12 protein-coding genes and 1 pseudogene are annotated in these 17659 nt (G+C 36.6%); 7 read left to right on the top strand and 6 right to left on the bottom strand.

The window, feature by feature from the left end:
- Positions 1-274 precede the first annotated feature (274 nt).
- Positions 275-997, bottom strand: a complete 723-nt coding sequence (locus MSKOL_RS03170) for a DNA alkylation repair protein (protein ID WP_048153644.1) — start codon at positions 995-997, stop codon at positions 275-277.
- 175 nt (positions 998-1172) lie between these two features.
- On the opposite strand from MSKOL_RS03170, the gene MSKOL_RS03175 reads away from it, so the two are divergent.
- Complete coding sequence (locus MSKOL_RS03175) at positions 1173-1667, top strand: GNAT family N-acetyltransferase (RefSeq protein WP_048153646.1); 495 nt, start codon at positions 1173-1175, stop codon at positions 1665-1667.
- Positions 1668-1996: 329 nt separating this feature from the next.
- On the opposite strand, the gene MSKOL_RS03180 is transcribed toward MSKOL_RS03175, so the two are convergent.
- Positions 1997-2353: a hypothetical protein gene (locus tag MSKOL_RS03180; RefSeq protein ID WP_048153649.1), complete on the bottom strand. Its 357-nt coding sequence runs from the start codon at positions 2351-2353 to the stop codon at positions 1997-1999.
- Positions 2354-2874: 521 nt separating this feature from the next.
- Between MSKOL_RS03180 and MSKOL_RS03185 the strand changes: the two genes are divergently transcribed.
- Entirely contained in the window at positions 2875-3702 is an 828-nt protein-coding gene (locus MSKOL_RS03185; RefSeq protein ID WP_369799532.1) for an ABC transporter ATP-binding protein, read from the top strand.
- A 1107-nt stretch (positions 3703-4809) separates the two neighbouring features.
- Here the strand turns inward: MSKOL_RS03185 and MSKOL_RS03190 are convergent.
- Positions 4810-5883 (bottom strand): hypothetical protein, encoded by a 1074-nt coding sequence (locus MSKOL_RS03190; protein WP_048118017.1) that lies wholly within the window; start codon positions 5881-5883, stop codon positions 4810-4812.
- A gap of 1459 nt (positions 5884-7342) precedes the next feature.
- On the bottom strand, positions 7343-7576 hold the full coding sequence (locus MSKOL_RS03195) for a hypothetical protein (RefSeq protein WP_231592404.1): 234 nt from the start codon (positions 7574-7576) through the stop codon (positions 7343-7345).
- Positions 7577-8907: 1331 nt separating this feature from the next.
- Between MSKOL_RS03195 and MSKOL_RS03200 the strand changes: the two are divergent.
- Positions 8908-10025: pseudogene (locus MSKOL_RS03200) on the top strand (ISL3 family transposase).
- A gap of 200 nt (positions 10026-10225) precedes the next feature.
- Here MSKOL_RS03200 and MSKOL_RS03205 read toward each other — a convergent pair.
- Positions 10226-10432: a hypothetical protein gene (locus MSKOL_RS03205; protein ID WP_048118020.1), complete on the bottom strand. Its 207-nt coding sequence runs from the start codon at positions 10430-10432 to the stop codon at positions 10226-10228.
- 470 nt (positions 10433-10902) lie between these two features.
- The gene (locus MSKOL_RS03210; RefSeq protein ID WP_048118022.1) at positions 10903-11391 is read right to left on the bottom strand and encodes a DUF1269 domain-containing protein; all 489 of its coding nucleotides are present in this window, start codon (positions 11389-11391) and stop codon (positions 10903-10905) included.
- 953 nt (positions 11392-12344) lie between these two features.
- On the opposite strand from MSKOL_RS03210, the gene MSKOL_RS03215 reads away from it, so the two are divergent.
- The 4 genes from MSKOL_RS03215 (at position 12345) to MSKOL_RS03230 (ending at position 17473) form a co-directional block, all read left to right on the top strand.
- Positions 12345-12740, top strand: coding sequence for a PRC-barrel domain-containing protein (locus MSKOL_RS03215; RefSeq protein WP_048153653.1), 396 nt, complete (start codon positions 12345-12347; stop codon positions 12738-12740).
- A 285-nt stretch (positions 12741-13025) separates the two neighbouring features.
- On the top strand, positions 13026-13145 hold the full coding sequence (locus MSKOL_RS19035) for a DUF1328 family protein (protein ID WP_231592405.1): 120 nt from the start codon (positions 13026-13028) through the stop codon (positions 13143-13145).
- A gap of 528 nt (positions 13146-13673) precedes the next feature.
- Positions 13674-14489, top strand: a complete 816-nt coding sequence (locus tag MSKOL_RS03225) for a hypothetical protein (RefSeq protein WP_156150943.1) — start codon at positions 13674-13676, stop codon at positions 14487-14489.
- Between the two features lie 134 nt (positions 14490-14623).
- The gene (locus MSKOL_RS03230) at positions 14624-17473 is read left to right on the top strand and encodes a cation-transporting P-type ATPase (RefSeq protein ID WP_048118029.1); all 2850 of its coding nucleotides are present in this window, start codon (positions 14624-14626) and stop codon (positions 17471-17473) included.
- Positions 17474-17659 lie beyond the last annotated feature (186 nt).

The following is a 17659-nucleotide window of genomic DNA, read 5'->3' on the forward strand; positions in this document are numbered from 1 at the left end:
GTGAAGAGATCCTTTTAACTGTAACGTAGACCAAAATTGTGTGAATGAGCTCCTGCAGAATTGAGTTGCAGGCAAAGATACAGGAATATAGGGGAACACCCGGGGAGTAAGGGGCAAGATGCAGTATGGGGGTATTGTATCGGGAAAGCTCTTTACTCCCTTCCACCTCTAACTTTTCTTCTATACACTTTTTATCCAATTTCTAATATTTTCTCATTTTTCTGGTTTCTATAAAATTTCTCGGACTTTTCCCTGCTTTTTTCCGGAATTAGCTCTATTTTTTCCAGTTTTTTTCCATAGCTCTGGCTCTCAAATCTGGTGGCATTTTCTCGATTGCATATCTGAGGGCGGTTCTGGGCATCTCTTTTTTGTTATTCATCACGTATTCAAATACTTCCTGCCTGTGGGGTTTGCTGGCTTCTTTTAGCATCCAGCCGTAGCCTTTCTGGACCAGATCGTCTCTGTCTTTGAGCAGCAGGTCGGATATTTCAAAAACGTCGTCAAGGAAATTGCCCTTTCGGGCAGGCAGGATCAGGGTTACTGCAGCCGCTCGCCTTACCCACCTGTTGTCCGACAGGGCCCAGGTCTTGAGTTTTTCCACATACGCTGGAAATTTTTCTATAAAAGAGCCCACTGCATGGTTGCATAGGGTATCACACTTTGCCCAGTTGTTAACGTAGTTTTCAACCCAACGCTCAAAGGTCAGGAAATCGTCCTCAGAGTAATTATTTCTTACCAGGTAGGCCCACTCGGCTGCAATAAAGGCTTCCTCGCAGTAATCGGATCTAAAGAGTTCCTCGCACAGGTTAAAGATCTCTGTTTTGTCTTTGGACTTTATTTCGTTAAAGTAATTTTTCGCAATTCTTCCCACAAGCGCAGACTTTACTCCGTAGCAGTGGACTTCTTCTTTGAAAAAGCGAGATGAGCTGGCTTTTGTTTTCTCATCCACATTAAGGGCTAGTTCCTCTCTTATCCTGGATATAATATTGTGTTCCACAGTTCTCTATTTAATAAGAGGTGTACTTATATTTTGTTTATATATACTTACATTTTATTTATCTTAATTTACATTCCACTTCCATATCACTTTTAAAAATTTTCAGAATAATTGCAAAGTATATATAAAAACAGAGTCTGAAAACATTTTTCATAAAGAAATTCAATTTCTATTTATGCCCAAAGTAAAAATTCGCCCTCAAGAACTCTTTGATGCCAAATGTTTCTTTGATATAATTACACATACAAATCTTGAGTTCATTGAGTTTCCTATAAAAACACTTGATGAAGAAAGGTATTTTCTGGGGCTAAATGAAACTAAAAGAAAGGCTAATTTTGAATACAACTTTTCCATTCTCTACTACGGAAGACTTGTGGGAGCATGCGGGATAAAGATCGACCAGCATAGGCCCTGGATAGGAGAAATCGGATACTTCATTGACAGGGACTATCAGGGAATGGGAATTGCAACCGAAGCTGTAAGACAGCTTGAAAAGGTCGGGTTTGAACAACTGGATTTACAGAGAATTGTCATCCTTATGGACACCCGGAACCTTGCAAGCGAACGCGTGGCCCAGAAATGCGGGTACAAAAAAGAAGGCACAATGAAAAAAGTTCATCGCATAGGTGAAGATTATTACGATTGTTTCCTTTATGCGAAAATCAGGTAATGAAAAAATTATGCAGAGCTAAAGAAATTATGATATGTCCGGATGGGTGTTCGAAAGGTAAAATCAAACAGTCTGGAATCGTCTGAAATCGTTTGGAATTGATTGGAATCAATGGAATCGTTTGGAATAAATGGAATTACTTGGAGTTATTTGGAATAAATTGGAATTATTTGTAATTAATTGAAATAAATTGGAATTGTTTTGAATTTATTAACTCAATTGAATTACTTGAAATAATAATTCAGTTCAACCTGTAAACCTGTAATAAGGGACGGAAAAAACAGGCCGTGAACTAAGAAAAACAAGCAGGTTGCACATGTTTGACTTAGTCAGACAAGCCCGATAGCCTGTATAAGGCTGTTTCCATACCAGACAACCATCAGATTATTTGCGGTTACAAAGACCCCAACGGATTCTATAATATGTTTTGTGAGATTCCATTTTTTCCCCGACGATTTTATCATAGGGGCTGTATAAAAAAGCAGGAAAATAAAACCTACTTTTACAAGCAAAAGGTGGTATATCCCGTAGTTTTCCAGAATCATTGCAGGAACCGGATTATATTCTGTACCTTGAGATAACGCACAAACAGTGGAGACCCAATCTCCAATTACATAGAAAAGAATAATGAAACGTATCTCGTAGAGGTAAGAACTGAACGAACCCCGAACGTTGTAGACTTCCAACAAAGAACCTCCCAGAAATCCCCATTTTCCGGTAAAGGCAAAACTATATTATAAGATTATATATACGTAAGAAACAAAAACAAGAAACTAAAATAGAGCCTAATAATTTTTAGAAACGTCATAATAAAAATTTTTAGACAACTTGGGGCAAGAAAACGCATTAAATGAATGAATATATTAGCGAGCTTGTTACATTTATTAGATGTTTGCACTTTGATATTTGCACTCAGATGGTTGTACTTAGATGTTTGCACTTAGATGGTTGTACTCATAGATTTATTCCGTTTTATTATTTCGGTTGCCATATTTTAAAAAAGCTAACTGTAAACTTTAAACAATTATATCTAAAAGTATATGTTAGTATATTCATAGAAAACAAACATTATATTCTTTGAATAACATTCACAATCAATGAAATTGCTTGCAGATGGCAGCATTTTCATGCTAATTGAATAAAATCTTAAACTTTTGGCATTCCCATTCATAGTGTTCATGAATCTTTTATCCACATTTTCAGATAGATGGTAAAAATGACTCAAAATATGGAATTTCCAGGGAAGACTAATTCTCCTTCTTTGCTTGAACTGAAAAATGTAACCGTTGTCAGGGGTGGTAGAAAAATCCTTGATTCGGTGTCCCTGTCAATTGGGCAGGGAGAACATGTTGCGATTATCGGGCCTAACGGTTCTGGGAAATCTTCTCTAATCAAGACATTTACAAAGGAATATCACCCTCTTGCAGCAGCCGATGGGCTTGTTCTCAATATTATGGGCAAAGGAACCTGGAACGTCTTTGAGCTAAGAAAACTGCTCGGGATAGTTTCAGGGGACCTTCAGCAGACATACTTCCGTCAGGTTAGTGTGCTGGATGTCGTACTCTCAGGGTTTTTCAGCAGCATAGGAATTTACTATAACCATAAAGTTACCCCTGAAATGGAAACTAGGGCAAGGGAAGTGCTTGAGTTTCTTGAGATTTCCCACCTTGAAGACAGGCTGATGTCCGAACTTTCCTCAGGAGAAGCCAGGAGGGTACTTATAGGGAGAGCCCTTGTGCATGACCCCGAGGCTCTGATTTTAGATGAGCCTGCAAACAGCCTTGACCTCAAAGCTCTTCACAGCTTCCGCGAAATTATTCGGAAAATTGCCGGCTCGGGAAAGAGTATCATTCTCGTTACTCACACCCTTGAAGATATTATTCCTGAAATTAACCGTGTGATCCTCATAAAAAACGGAAAAATCTTCAGGGACGGGAAAAAGCAGGAAATCCTGACCGACGCCAACCTATCTGAACTGTTTTCCATGCCGATTGAAGTCGTGAAGAAGAATGGTTACTACCAGGCCCTTATCTGAAGACCATGCATGGATTAGGCGACAAACTTGACAATATAAGAAAGTATTAACGTAGGCATCTCAAGAACCCAGGCATATCAACAATGCAAGAATATCTGTTGTATCCTGAAATGATTTCGCAGACTCCAAACTATTTGGAAGTCCAATACATAATACAATAACAGGCGATGCAAAAGTTAAACACTGAGTAAGTTCCAATTCCATTTTGGTATTTTGGAATGATTATGTAAAATGAAACAAATTCGAAGTTGGAGTGTTGTATCCTGAAATGATTTCGCAGACTCCAAACTATTTGGAAGTCCAATACATAATACAACCTGCTTTCGGCAGGTCGACATAAAAATCCATTCAATTTTTCTATTGATATCGTTTTTTTCAGAACTTTTGAATTTCCATTTAAATCAAAAATTACTAAATGTTAACCATGATATAATTAATATATATTTATAGTAATTGAGATAAAAGACAAACCCTGCTATATACATAGTCCGTATGATACTGGTTATTAACTGAACCTACAAAAAATAACAATTAAAGATATTTCAATGTTGGGATGTGCTTGCTGCCGAATGTAGGATACAATAACAGGCGATGCAAAAGTTAAACACTGAGTAAGTTCCAATTCCATTTTGGTATTTTGGAATGATTATGTAAAATGAAACAAATTCGAAGTTGGAGTGTTGTATCCTGAAATGATTTTGCAGATTCAAAACCAATTGAAAGTTTAATACACGATGCAACAGCAAGTGCTACAAATAGTTAAACACCGAGCAAATTCCAATTTTATATTGATACTTTGGAATGATCGTGTAAAAGAAACAAATTCGAAGTTGAGGTAGAACAGTGGGTCACATGTATACGATATATAACGCAATAAAATAAATTAAAAAAGCGAAATAATTTTGGGATAAAACAAAGTATTTTCTTGCAGAAAATGCATTCTATCGGCACAGAATCTTCCGGAAAAATGAAAAATGTCAAAAACCCAAAAAACACAAGACAGAACTTTGAATTGTATGAAGAAAACAGAAGCTTGAAGCTCATATATACATTATAATATGTGTGCTTCTGTCATCTAAGGGATAAAATCTAAAAAGAAATTACTCATCATTCGCTGCTGCTCTGTGAGAAATTTAGAATGTCAGGTAATCCCAGATTAAATCTATATTTCTCAAATCTTGAGGTTTCAATAATCTGCTGCTTTATGTAATATAACGCGCTCAGCAGGCTATCACTATTTTCAGATTCTATCTCTCCCGCATATGGGTGAATATTTTCTGCAAGGACATCCAGAAGTTTTGGATCAAGGTCATTTATAAAGTAAGTATTCAGAATCAGCAGGCTTGAGATCTGCTCATAGAAACTTACAAGCTCCTGAAGCCACTCCGGAACTCCGTAGTCTGTTGCGTATTTCTGCCTGTTGAGGAACATAAGGTAACTGAAAATAGTATTTATGAGATCCTCGGTTAGCTTGTCATCCGGAAATACAATTGGAAAACGGCTCAGGACTGTAGGATTTGTGTAACTCGAGAAGATCATTTCAGACTTACACACTGCGGGAAAGAGTCTGGCAATAGGACTGTTAAGAACGGCAGTAACATAAGGATATCTATCCGAGTCTTTGAGAACAATCCCACACCCTTTTCTAAACACATGATTTCCAGTTGCATCGTATGCAGCCTGTAAATGATAGCCTTCAGTTGCAATGATTTTAGGAGTGTTAAGATACTCCAGAAGTTTACTTCCATTTATACTATAATCTGCTACTTTAAGAGAGGAGGTATCGTGACGAAACTCATTTTTGAATTCCATAATTCTCTCGTAAGCCTGAGGGAATCTTGTCTTTATGTCTTCAGGAGGAATAGCTCTGTATTCTTTCTTTTTACTCCCATAGGACAGCTCATAAGGCAGCATAAAATGGTAAGGTGAAGGGCGAAACGCAAATTGATTGGAAAATGCTCCTGATACATATGGATAGACAATTTCAGGTTCTGAAAATACAGGTTTACACAGGCCTTCGCAAAGATAATATGAGTCCAAACCGCCTTCCTCAGGAGAGAGAAGCCTATGCATCATAATGTTTTCTGTACTTACACCTGAAAAGATGCTTTCGGAGACATCTTCAAGTGTAACCGGGATTTCACAAATTTTTTCTACGATTTTGTTTTCTTTGAGTAACATCTAGCTTCCACTTCTATAGAAGTACATCGAGGATGTATCTTCTTTTGTATTTTAGGACTTACGTAGTTGAACTGAGGAATCAATAACATCGAACTTTCAATTGTTTAAATGACGGCTTTAACCACAAAGTCTATTGTATTTGATTTTATGCATCGATTGCATAAGTTCTATTTTTATTTTCAGGACTTGATTCTCAGGATGGCACATATCAATCGATGGCCATTTAAGGATTGCGGACTTTTAGACCCCTAGTAAAAAACTATAAAGCCCTAGTTTAAAATATATAGAATTATATTGGTTACTATATGGAGTAATAAAACAATATAGTATATAAACCTATTCTCAGTGAAAAATATACTATAATTATACTTATAATTATAATTATAATTATTTTTATGATGAATAAGCATTTTCGAGCATGAAAAGTATTTTCGACATCTCAATCATCCCCTAGTGTCGAGTCAACTACAAAATGTCGTATAAAACTGAGTGCAATTATTCGGGATCATCGAATTCTTGATGATTGACTCGACACTAGTGTCATGGCAACTTAATTATTGAGCATAATTTTTAGTAGTTTCTTGTCAGTGCACAATGATTCTGAGTTTTAAATGACCAATAACTAAATTTTCTTGACACTAGCCTAAGAGCCTGTCTTAAAATTAAATTTGATCTAGAGCTCATCCCAAAACCAGTTCCTTCTTAAATCAATAAAAGTTTCAGAACCGTATTTCATAAAGAGAAACTCGATCTATCGTTCAAAATTCGCGACTCAGGAAACCAATTTTGAGTTTTGGGATGAGCTCCTACAATTGGGATATGACTTATGCATTTGAACTGAAAAACGGTAGGATTAAACAGTTAAATATTTAAAATGTAAGTTTAAATCATAATATACAATGTAATTGATTTTAGACCTCGTGTGCATAAGTTCTATGAAATAAAGTACTCTCTTTAAGGTCAATGTGTACCTGAATTTTGGAAAATTCACGATATGAATTTAAAGTTACGTTGACCATTATCCAATTGTAGAAATGGTTTGAATTTTAAGACAGCCTCTAAGTGAGGAATCATGAGAAATTACACTGATTTTCATAATAATTTAGAACCATTTATTTTAATTATGTTAGATATCCAGCTAAAAAACTAGTGTTGAGTCAATCATCAAGGATTCAATGATTTCGAATAATTGCACTCAGTTTTATACGACATTTTGTGTTTGACCTGACACTAGTGTCACGTCAATTCTCAAAGATAAAATAATTCTGAATCATTTTAACCAATTATATACGACATTTTAATGCTGCCGCAACACTAGTGTTATGGCAATTTAATTATTGAGCATAATATATAATAGCTTCTCATCAATATATAGCGATTTAGAGTTAACATGTGACCAATAACTAAATTTTCAAGACACTAGGAAACCAGCTAATTTCAATATTGACTTTCTTCGAGTTTATTTCCCTGTTTTGATCATTTCTTGAACCATTCGGATGTTAGCTATACCCTTTTTCTTAAACTCGATCATCTTTTCCATATCATTTATTTTTGTTTCCATCCATTGTATTTTCATATCAATCTTCATTACTGCAACTTTCTTTTTCTGTTCTTCAGTCAAAAATCCCCAAATATCAGACATCGGCTCATCATGCATCATTGGATGTGTTCCTGTTGAATGCTCTTTAAACATGTTTAATACCCCTTAATTTATATTAACAAATCGAATGTTATAGATCTTTTTAATTTTTAATCTCTTATGAAATAAAAACGTTCTCGTTTCTGTAAACCTATAAATGTAAATCGAGATGAATAGTTGATTGCAGTAGTCATTTTAACGTTAACAGATTTCTTAACCGAATGCAAATGAAAGGATACTATTAATTTTACTATTAATTTTACTAGCAATTGACTGCCAGTAAAACAGTAAATATTTTTTTATTTGTTTAATCATTTTATTCACCCATTTTCTTGCTCGTGAATTATTGTTATGTGAATTACTGATTTTAGATAATATGTATGAGATAGGCTTCTTGCGAAACTTATCCAAATAAACCGCTTACTTTATTTTTTTACGCTTCCTTCTGCGGCTTTTGTTGGCTCTACTTTTTCTTTTGCATCTTCCTTTGTAGGCTCTACTTTCTTATTGTCTATCATATATTACACTCCTTTGTTTGTTTACTTGAATTGTTTTTAAAATGTTGGCCAATTTCACTTTCAATCATATTACTATTCCATTAAACGGTAAGTCGAGTTATGATCGATCACCGAAATACTCGACTCGACAATCTATATTGTATTTCAGCAATCTATTCTATATACATTTAGGTCTATATATGTATATGTATTCACTAAATATCTTACTATTTGAATATATAGTATTGATATGTACTATAAACATTTGAACACGTATGTTGATTTTACATTTTGACCCCCTCCCTAAAAAGCTACTTGTTTTTTTTATATATACAGTTCAGTACTTATTTTGCCCTATTCTGAATTAATTATTCAACCCTCAATGAAATCTCACTGGAAAATATGTTAAACTTTACAATATTTTTTATTAGTTAGGTCCCGAATTTTTAAATAATTGTGGGATTCAGCCAAAATCATTGATTTTGTTGAGCTTGTACCCCCTACAAATTTAATAAATATGTAAAGTTGTTGCAAAAATCACCTTATTTTTGAAAGAGGGGTCGAAATGTAAATTGATGTATTTGTTCAAGGAAAATAAATTTGTGTCTAATGTTGACGTTATCAACATGGACATAGGAAAGAGAACATATAAGAAAATAGCAGAACGTTTTGGAGTATCAAAAAGATACATGTTGGCTCTTCGCTGTATAATATGGGTAAGTTATTATATTAGTAATATAATATAAATAAGTATTATATTATTTAGTACAAATAACTGCAGGAGTTTGATATCCCATTTGCGAAAATACATTTGAAATACCTTTGAATGTCAAAGAACCTTGGCAAATAACCAATATTAAATTTGATTCAATATCTGAAAAACTTAATATTTGGCTTGATTTTAAACGTGGTTCCAAATTTCCCTGTCCTAAGTGTGGCAAACTAAACTGCTCAGTTTATGATACTAAGGAAAAAGTGTTACGGCACATTAACTACTTTCAATATTCTACATATTTACACTGTAGAATTCCAAGAATAGAATGTGAAAAATGTGGAGTTCTCCAAATAAAAGTTCCATGGGCTCGCGAAAAAAGCAGTTTTACTCTTCGAATGGAAGCTCTTATCCTGGAACTATCAAAAAGAATGCCAGTGTTACAAATTGGGAAGTTGCTTGGAGAAAATGACACGAAACTTTGGAGAGTCATAAACTATTATACTGACAATGCAAGGTCTAAAGAGGATTTATCGGATGTATGTGTTGTTGGTATAGATGAAACTTCATGCAAGAAAGGACATGAATACATAACTCTTGTTGTTGATATAAAAGATTCAAAAGTAATATTTGCTTGTGAAGGAAAAGACTCTTCGACTATTACCAGTTTTAACAAAGATCTGCAAGATCATAATGGAAACAAAAGCAACATTAAATCGGTATGTTGCGACATGTCTCCTTCATATATCAGTGGAATTTCTAAAGAATTTCCAGATGCAAAAATTACATTCGATAGATTTCATGTTATGAAGGCAATGAATGAAGGATTAAATGAAGTAAGGATACAAGAACAAAAAAAACCAAGGAACTCAAAAATACCAAATTCATATGGACTACTAACAAGGAAAATCTAACTGATAAACAGAAAAAAAAGCTTTTAAACCTCCAAAATAAAAAACTGAATACATTCAGAGCATATAATATAAAAGAAAGTCTTAGAAAGTTCTGGGAATGCAAAAGCCGAGAGGAAGCTGAACAATATCTAAAAAAGTGGTATTTTTGGGCAACTCATAGCAGATTAGAGGCAATAATTGAGGTTGCTAAAACCATTAAAAGTCATTGGGATGGAATTCTAAACTACTTTGACTCCAGGATTACTAACGGAGTTGTGGAAGGTATTAACAGTATTGTACAGTTAATAAAAAGAAATGCGAGAGGGTATCGAAACACTAAGTATTTTATTACTATGATCTATCTAAAATTAGGAAAGTTAGATTTCAAACTACCCATATGAAATGACGAAGAGCCTAATTTATATAATCATCAACGATTACCGGGGAAGTTTCCATCCCCGCAGCAAGCTAGCGGGGTATTCGACTGAAATAAAAATTTAATAAGAATACCCCCGATAATACAGAGGGAAATGCAGGTATAAAACAGTCTTTAAATCCGTTTCCTGAGAGCCAGGACCTGAAATCCTGAACCTTCAAAAAATCAATCTTCCACTTCAAGAGACTGAATTATATCATGGACTGTAAGTTCTCCTTTATTCACACGCTGGACAAGCGGATAAATAAACGAACAATCATCGATTGCCGCCCAGCGTTTTTCTCCGACCTCTCTGATAACTTTATTCATAATGGCGCCACATGTTTTACAATATCTGCCTTCACATTCTGCTTCACAAGATTCGCATTTCATTGAAAATACCTCATAACTTAACAGCACTTGTCAGTTTTGTAGGATTACTACTCGGACTTTTATTAATGGCAATTATCAAAATTGAGTCGTTGGGGTGAGGTATTGAAAAACGTAAGCATCAGAACATCTAGAACATCTTATTGTATTTTTCCCCAATAAGGAAATGTGCTCGCTTTTCATATTTGATCAAAGACCCACCCTTACTATCAAATAGAAGCCTACTTGCTTCTTACTTACAGGTATCCAGAAGACCTTTCTTTTTACCTCCCCTCATTTCAGAGGGATGTATTTGCTCAACTTTAGCATCTTCTTTCTTTGGTTCTGCCTTCTTTTCTTCTGACATAGATTAACTCCTTAATCAGCTTATACCTTTGAAAAACAATATTTTTATCTTAGTTTTCAATTTCATGTTCAAGGACCTAGTGTTCAAGGATCCAGTTAACCTTTAGAGGATTTTCAGTTTTCTTTAGTTAATCCCCGGCGCCAAAAGCGGCTTTAAGTTTGAGTTCCTCTTCTTTGGAAAGGGATGTTCTGACGATTGTTGCATTGAATTTATTTAGTTTTTCAAGAGACTTGTCTTCAGTCCATTTTGAGATCAATAGGAAGAGAGCGGATCCACCTGGCTGAATGGTTTCGCCCACTTCTTTGATGAAGTCATCGTTGATTCCATAGTCGGACAGTTTACCAGTTATTGCACCAGTAACAGCACCGATGGCTAGTCCTAGCCAAGGCACCCAGAAAAGAAATCCTATCAGCATACCCCAAAATGCTCCACCCACTGCGCCTGCACCAACGAGGTTTGTTGCTTGTTTCACCTTTATTTTACCATCAGGTTTACGAACAACAGTGGCAGCATCAGCAAGAACCATCAGTTCTTCCTTTTTAAGCTGATGGATAGTTTCATCCATCTCAGATGCACCGGTCTCACTAGGAAATGCAAAAACAATTAAATCACTCATGTTCTAAATCTCCTTTTATTCTTGATTTATACAAAAGTATGATGTTGAATTTCAAAAAACACTACTTTTACACGCTGTGCTGTGCAGTTCCTTGCACTATAACCTCAAGTAACCCCTTATGCTCCGCCAGCACGACGTTTATGCCAGGAGGTTATAAATTTAAAGTTATTTCGTACCACACATGATATAACAGTACTTGAACATATAAATAGCCACGGATATTTTAAATTTATTTTAAATGAGAAAACAATCAAAATTTAGTGTCTAAGTTGTAATGCAAAATATGAAAGATGTAGCGAAAAATGTAGCTTCTAATCCGAATCTTTGGGAATCGCTACCGAGTCAATACAAAATAAACTATAAACCGTTATGATAGCAACATTTTAGGGTAAATGTCGCTACCCACAAAAATCAAATTGCGGGCGGCCACCTCACCCTAAACAGGCTGTCCGATAATTATTGATAGTAATAAAAAAGTGCTAAAAAGAAAGCAAATAAGACCTTTAAATCAAAAAAAAGAAGGAATTCTTTTATTACCGAAGGTAATTGTCGGACAGCCTGTAAAGAATGGGGTATTCGTGACCCTCTGCACTCCCGATGTAATAAATTTAGTTTTATTGAACAAATACATCAACATACATGTTCAAATGTTTATAGTATCCATCAATACTATATATTCAGATGGAAAGATATTTAGTGAATACATATGCATATATAGACCTAAAGATATATAGAATAGATTGCTGAGATACAATATAAATTGTCGAGTCATAGTACTTCGGTGACCGATCATAACTTGCTTACCGTTTAATGGAATAGTAATATGATCGGAAGTGAAATTGGCCAGCATTTTAAAAATAATGCAGGTAAACAAACAAAGGGGTGTAATATATGATAGACAATAATATGGTAAGTAGAGAGAATTCACACTTTTTGTCAGCAAGTACACTAAATTGTCAGCAAGTACACTAAAAGGAGATAAGGTTGTCAATAGAGCTGGAGAGGATTTAGGACAGATTGAAGACTTTATGATTGATTTGGAAAATGGAAGGATAGCATATGCAGTGCTTTCTTTTGGCGGATTCCTGGGTATGGGCGATAAACGGTTTGCTATCCCTTGGCAGGCTCTTAAACTGAGGCTGTATGAGCATGCTTTCATCCTTGATGTTAATAAAGAAGTACTGGAAAAGGCAGAAGGCTTTGATAAGGACAAATGGCCTTTAACTTGTGAAGAGCTATCCAGAGTGTATACTTACTACGGATATCAACCTTATTGGCAGAAAGGAGTGTTTGAGCAACCGATAATTCCAGGAGAGACATCAGCAGAGAGACTGGGGTCGGTTCAGTGAATTATTGAAAATCATAAACATGAGATTTTCTCTACATTTTCTCAAAAATGGGAGATATACTCGTTTCTGATAGGACCTACGTTGAGGTCCAAAATAAAGCACGAGGATATCTGTCATAAATATTATAATTTAGACCATTTGGAGCGTCATGCTACTTGTTTTCCAGTTCAACTGCATAAGTCTATATCTGCAATTTAATAGTTAACTTATCGATTAAAATAACCAGTGGGGGAGTGAAATATACCAGGGTTGGTAGGACTTGCAATATTCTTTCTGATATTAGCAATGATTGCATATATATTGGGCGCAAGAGGAATTGCCGGGTTCTCTATGGAGATTGCAAAATGGCTCATCATAATCTTTGTCATACTTGCGATTATCTCAATTTTTTATGGGCGCATGTGACATTATATCGGTGAATACACGATGAAATAACCCAATTTATACAAATCTAGACTTTCAATTCATTATAAAGAAGTTAAGGATAGAAAAGTAAAGGGAAGATTTCTGTACTTTTCTCAAACCGCTTTATTAAATAAATTGTGCTCTTCGTTGTTTTGTGTGGCTATCCTCATAATATTCTCATAAAATCCAGCGCGGTCTTGAATTGAAAATAGTATTATCCATAAAGAATGGCGAAGAGCCAAAATTGTATATTCAGCCGGGGAAAAACAACCTCAATAGCCATATTTCATAAAATTCAATGGACAAATTTTTCTGATCCGTTTCCGTTAATAAATCAATATCATTCAACTTATTTTGGGTAGGCTGAATAATTACAAATTTTATTTAATAGAATTTATGCAATAGATCCGAATTGTCTAATTCACATATGGAGGGTAAAGAATGAAAACTAGGTTAATAGTTTCTCTGATAGTGCTATGCTTAATTTTTTCTCTTGGCGCGGCGCAAGCATCAGAGCCTGCAGGAAACATGACTGGGAATATGAGCAACGTGACCGAAAATATTACTGGAACCATGATTTGTAACATGACTGGAAATATGACCCTGACCGGAATCATGACTGGGGCCATGGCTGGTATGGGTAATATGACCGGGAACATGATTGGAGTCATGACATGTAATATGACTGGAAACATGACCGGGAACATGGATAACATGACTGAAAACATGACTGGAAACATGGTCGATATGGGTAACATGACTGGGAATCTAACATGTAATATGACTGGAAACATGATCGGAAACATGAGTAACATGACAGGAAAAATGGGTAACATGACCGAGATGGGTAACATAACTGGAAATATGACATGTAATATGACTGGAACCATGATCGGAAACATGAGTAACATGACAGGAAAAATGGGTAACATGACCGAGATGGGTAACATGACATGTAATATGACTGGAACCATGATCGGAAACATGAGTAACATGACAGGAAAAATGGATAACATGACCGAGATGGGTAACATGACATGTAATACGACTGGAACCATGATCGGAAACATGAGTAATATGACAGGAAAAATGGGTAACATGACTGGGAATATGACATGTAACATGACTGGAGTTATGATCGGAAACATGACCGGAAACATGACCTGTATGGGTAATATGACCGGTAATATGACCGGAGTCATGATATGCCATATGACTGAAAACATGACCAAGATGGGTAACATGACTGGAAACATGACTGGAAACATGACTGGAAACATGAATGACATGATCAGAAACATGAATGACATGATCAGAAACATGAGTAACATGATCAAAAGATAATAACTATCGATGACAGTAAAGACGATACCGATGACTATGACAGCAGACAATAACGAAGTTACAGAAAGACAACAACAAGGATAAGATCTCTTAAGTTTCTTATTCTTATGCCACATTGAGTTATAGGATATTCGATGGAGACAAAATTGACTGGTAGCAAAAGCAAGATTTGTCCTCCGCAGGGCGATGAGCATAAAATCGCTCTTCCCGAGTTTCTTCAAAGATTAGGAGTTGACGAAAGCGGACTTCGCGAGCAGGAAGCTGCAAGGAGACTTCAGGAATGCGGACCTAACGTTCTCGAAGAAACAGGAAAGGAAAGCATATTAAGTAAGTATATGAGGCAATTTCGGAATTTTTTTTCAATTTTGCTGATTATAGGAGCTATTCTGTCTTTCCTTGGAGAATACCTTGATCCTGGAAAAGGGAATCTGTATATTGGAATTGCTCTTGGTGTGGTCGTAATCCTTAATGGAACCTTCACATTTGTCCAGGAATACCAGGCTGCAAAAACGATGGAAAGTTTTCGGCAGCTCCTTCCTCCCCGTGCAAAGGTTTTAAGGGAAGGTAAAGTCAGAGATGTTCTGGCTTCGGAACTTGTTGTAGGAGATATCATCCTTCTTGAGGAAGGAGATAAGGTCCCGGCTGACGGGCGCTTAATTGAGACAAACTCTCTGAAAGTTGATCATTCGACCATAACAGGAGAAGCAGAGCCTCAACTACGCTCTCTTGAATGCACTAACTCGAATATACTTGAGTGCAGAAATATGGTTTTTTCCGGGACGCTAGTACAAAGCGGGAATGGAAAGGCTGTCGTCTTCGGAACAGGACAGAACACCCAGATTGGAAAACTTGCAATACTCACAGAACAGATTTTGAGGGTAGACACTCCCATCCGGAGAGAGCTCAATCGCTTCATAAAAATCATCTCTACAATTGCGATTTTAATGGGAGTAACCTTCTTCATTCTTGCGTTTCTTATTCAGGATACCTTTCTTGCAAGCCTCATCTTTGCGATCGGAATCATAGTTGCAAATGTGCCTGAAGGGCTTTTGCCCACGGTAACTCTTGCTCTTAGCCTGGCTTCCAGGCGAATGGCTTCGAGGAATGCCCTTATAAAGAACCTCGAATCCGTAGAAACTCTGGGCTCGACTACTGTCATCTGCACTGACAAAACCGGAACTCTTACCCAGAACAGGATGGCAGTAAATTCTCTCATCGTCGGTTTTGAAAATTTAGTACCTAAAATAACTTCAGGTCTCGAAAAAAGGGTTGTAGAGCAGGAGACAGAAGAAAGTACAAAACAAGGCATTGCAGGAAAAGTTACGGGTTCAGGAGCAAAAAGGGTTTATGTTGTAGAAAGTCCCATATGGGATCCTAAAAAGGTACCTCCTACTTTAATAAGGGTTGCAGGGCTCTGCAATAACGCAAAACTTCGCGAATTACCAACTGGATACACTGGCGATCCTACCGAAGGAGCACTTCTTGTTTTTGCAAACAGTTTCCAGGACATAAAAACGCTTCAAAGTGATTATCAAAGGCTGAAAGAGTTTCCTTTTGATTCACTTACCAAAAGAATGGAAGTTATCTGCCGCACTCCTGAAGGTAACCTTGAAATCTATCTTAAGGGAGCCCCTGAGGTGGTTGTGAAGATGTGCGGTTCAGTTAGAGATTCAGGTGAGGTTAGAACACTTATCGAAAATGATAAAAAAGAACTTCTGGACAGGCACCTGGAACTGGCAAGAAAGGGAGAACGGATAATTGCCCTTGCGTACAGGCAAGCAGAAGAGCAGAAAGAGTATACTGAGGATTTTATTTTCCTGGGATTTATCGGGATTGTAGACCCTCCGCGGCCTGAAGTCAGAGAAGCTATTGCAAAGTGCCATGCAGCCGGGATCAAGGTTGTTATGATCACCGGTGATCACCCAGTCACTGCAGAAGCAATCGCGAAAAACGTGGGACTTGTGGATTTTGGAAACCTTGAAATTATTACTGGAGACGAGCTGGAGTCACTCTCACGTACAGATCTTTCTTCAAGATTGAAAAATCCGAGCATTGTATTTGCCCGTACTTCTCCTATTCAAAAACTGAAAATCGTACAGCTTTTCCAGGCTGAAGGGGAAATCGTGACCATGACAGGAGATGGGGTCAATGATGCTCCTGCAATTAAGAACGCAGATATGGGGGTTGCAATGGGCAGCGGCACGGACGTAGCTCGTGAAGCTGCGGATATGGTGCTTCTGGACGACAATTTCGCCACTATCGTGAATGCTGTAGAGGAAGGTAGAACTGTTTTTGATAATATAAAAAAGTTCATTGTATACATCCTTGCCAGTAATATCCCTGAGGTTCTGCCTTTCATAGCCTTCGTTCTCTTTGCTCTTCCCCTTCCTATGCAAGTACAGCTTATTCTGGCAATTGATCTGGGTACGGATATGTTACCTGCCATTGCTCTGGGAATGGAAAAAGCAGAAGGAGATATTATGAAAAGGCCTCCAAGGGCTAGGGACGAAAAGCTGCTAACGCCTCAAGTGCTTTTAACAGCTTATGGAATAAAGGGACCTATAGAAGCTGCAGCAGGCTTTTTCTGTTATTTTGCCGTACTTTTTGAAGGGGGCTGGAAATTCGGCGAGCAACTTGCAAACAGCAATCCCCTTTATATGCAGGCGATTACTGCTTTCTTTTCAGCGGTGATTATCTGCCAGATAGCTAATGTTTTTGCTTCCAGAACCCGGTTTCAGTCAGTGTTCACAATGGGCTTGTTCAGCAACCATACGATTCTGTTAGGGATTGCAAGTGAATTACTGATTCTAGTTTTTATTATCTGGAATCCATTTGCCAATCTTATTTTTAACACTTCGCCCCTTGACCTCAGATATTTATTATTTGCTGTTCCTTTTGCAATCTTCCTGCTTGGAATCGATGAGTTAAGGAAATATTTGCTTAGAAAAAACGTGAGCTGGGCGGCTAGATTCTTAAAGTGGTAACTTAAGCGATGACTAAGGATGAACTACAAGGCTTATAATGTGATATAGTTGTGGCTTTGTAGAAAACCTATCTTAATCAGCTGCAAGAAGCTGAAAATAAGTGAGTAAAAACACATCGGGCAATTCAATTCAAATTAATGGAGATTGGTTCTTTTAGAGGATTTCTACATACCCATTTTTTAAAAA

This window comes from Methanosarcina sp. Kolksee, from assembly GCF_000969945.1.
Taxonomy (GTDB): domain Archaea; phylum Halobacteriota; class Methanosarcinia; order Methanosarcinales; family Methanosarcinaceae; genus Methanosarcina; species Methanosarcina vacuolata.

Coding starts and splice junctions, on each gene's coding strand:
- MSKOL_RS03225 (WP_156150943.1), top strand. CDS start 13,674: ATGACTGGGAATATGAGCAACGTGACCGAAAATATTACTGGAACCATG.
- MSKOL_RS03195 (WP_231592404.1), bottom strand. CDS start 7,576: ATGTTTAAAGAGCATTCAACAGGAACACATCCAATGATGCATGATGAG.
- MSKOL_RS03190 (WP_048118017.1), bottom strand. CDS start 5,883: ATGTTACTCAAAGAAAACAAAATCGTAGAAAAAATTTGTGAAATCCCG.
- MSKOL_RS03185 (WP_369799532.1), top strand. CDS start 2,875: ATGGTAAAAATGACTCAAAATATGGAATTTCCAGGGAAGACTAATTCT.
- MSKOL_RS19035 (WP_231592405.1), top strand. CDS start 13,026: ATGATTGCATATATATTGGGCGCAAGAGGAATTGCCGGGTTCTCTATG.
- MSKOL_RS03205 (WP_048118020.1), bottom strand. CDS start 10,432: ATGAAATGCGAATCTTGTGAAGCAGAATGTGAAGGCAGATATTGTAAA.
- MSKOL_RS03230 (WP_048118029.1), top strand. CDS start 14,624: ATGGAGACAAAATTGACTGGTAGCAAAAGCAAGATTTGTCCTCCGCAG.
- MSKOL_RS03175 (WP_048153646.1), top strand. CDS start 1,173: ATGCCCAAAGTAAAAATTCGCCCTCAAGAACTCTTTGATGCCAAATGT.
- MSKOL_RS03210 (WP_048118022.1), bottom strand. CDS start 11,391: ATGAGTGATTTAATTGTTTTTGCATTTCCTAGTGAGACCGGTGCATCT.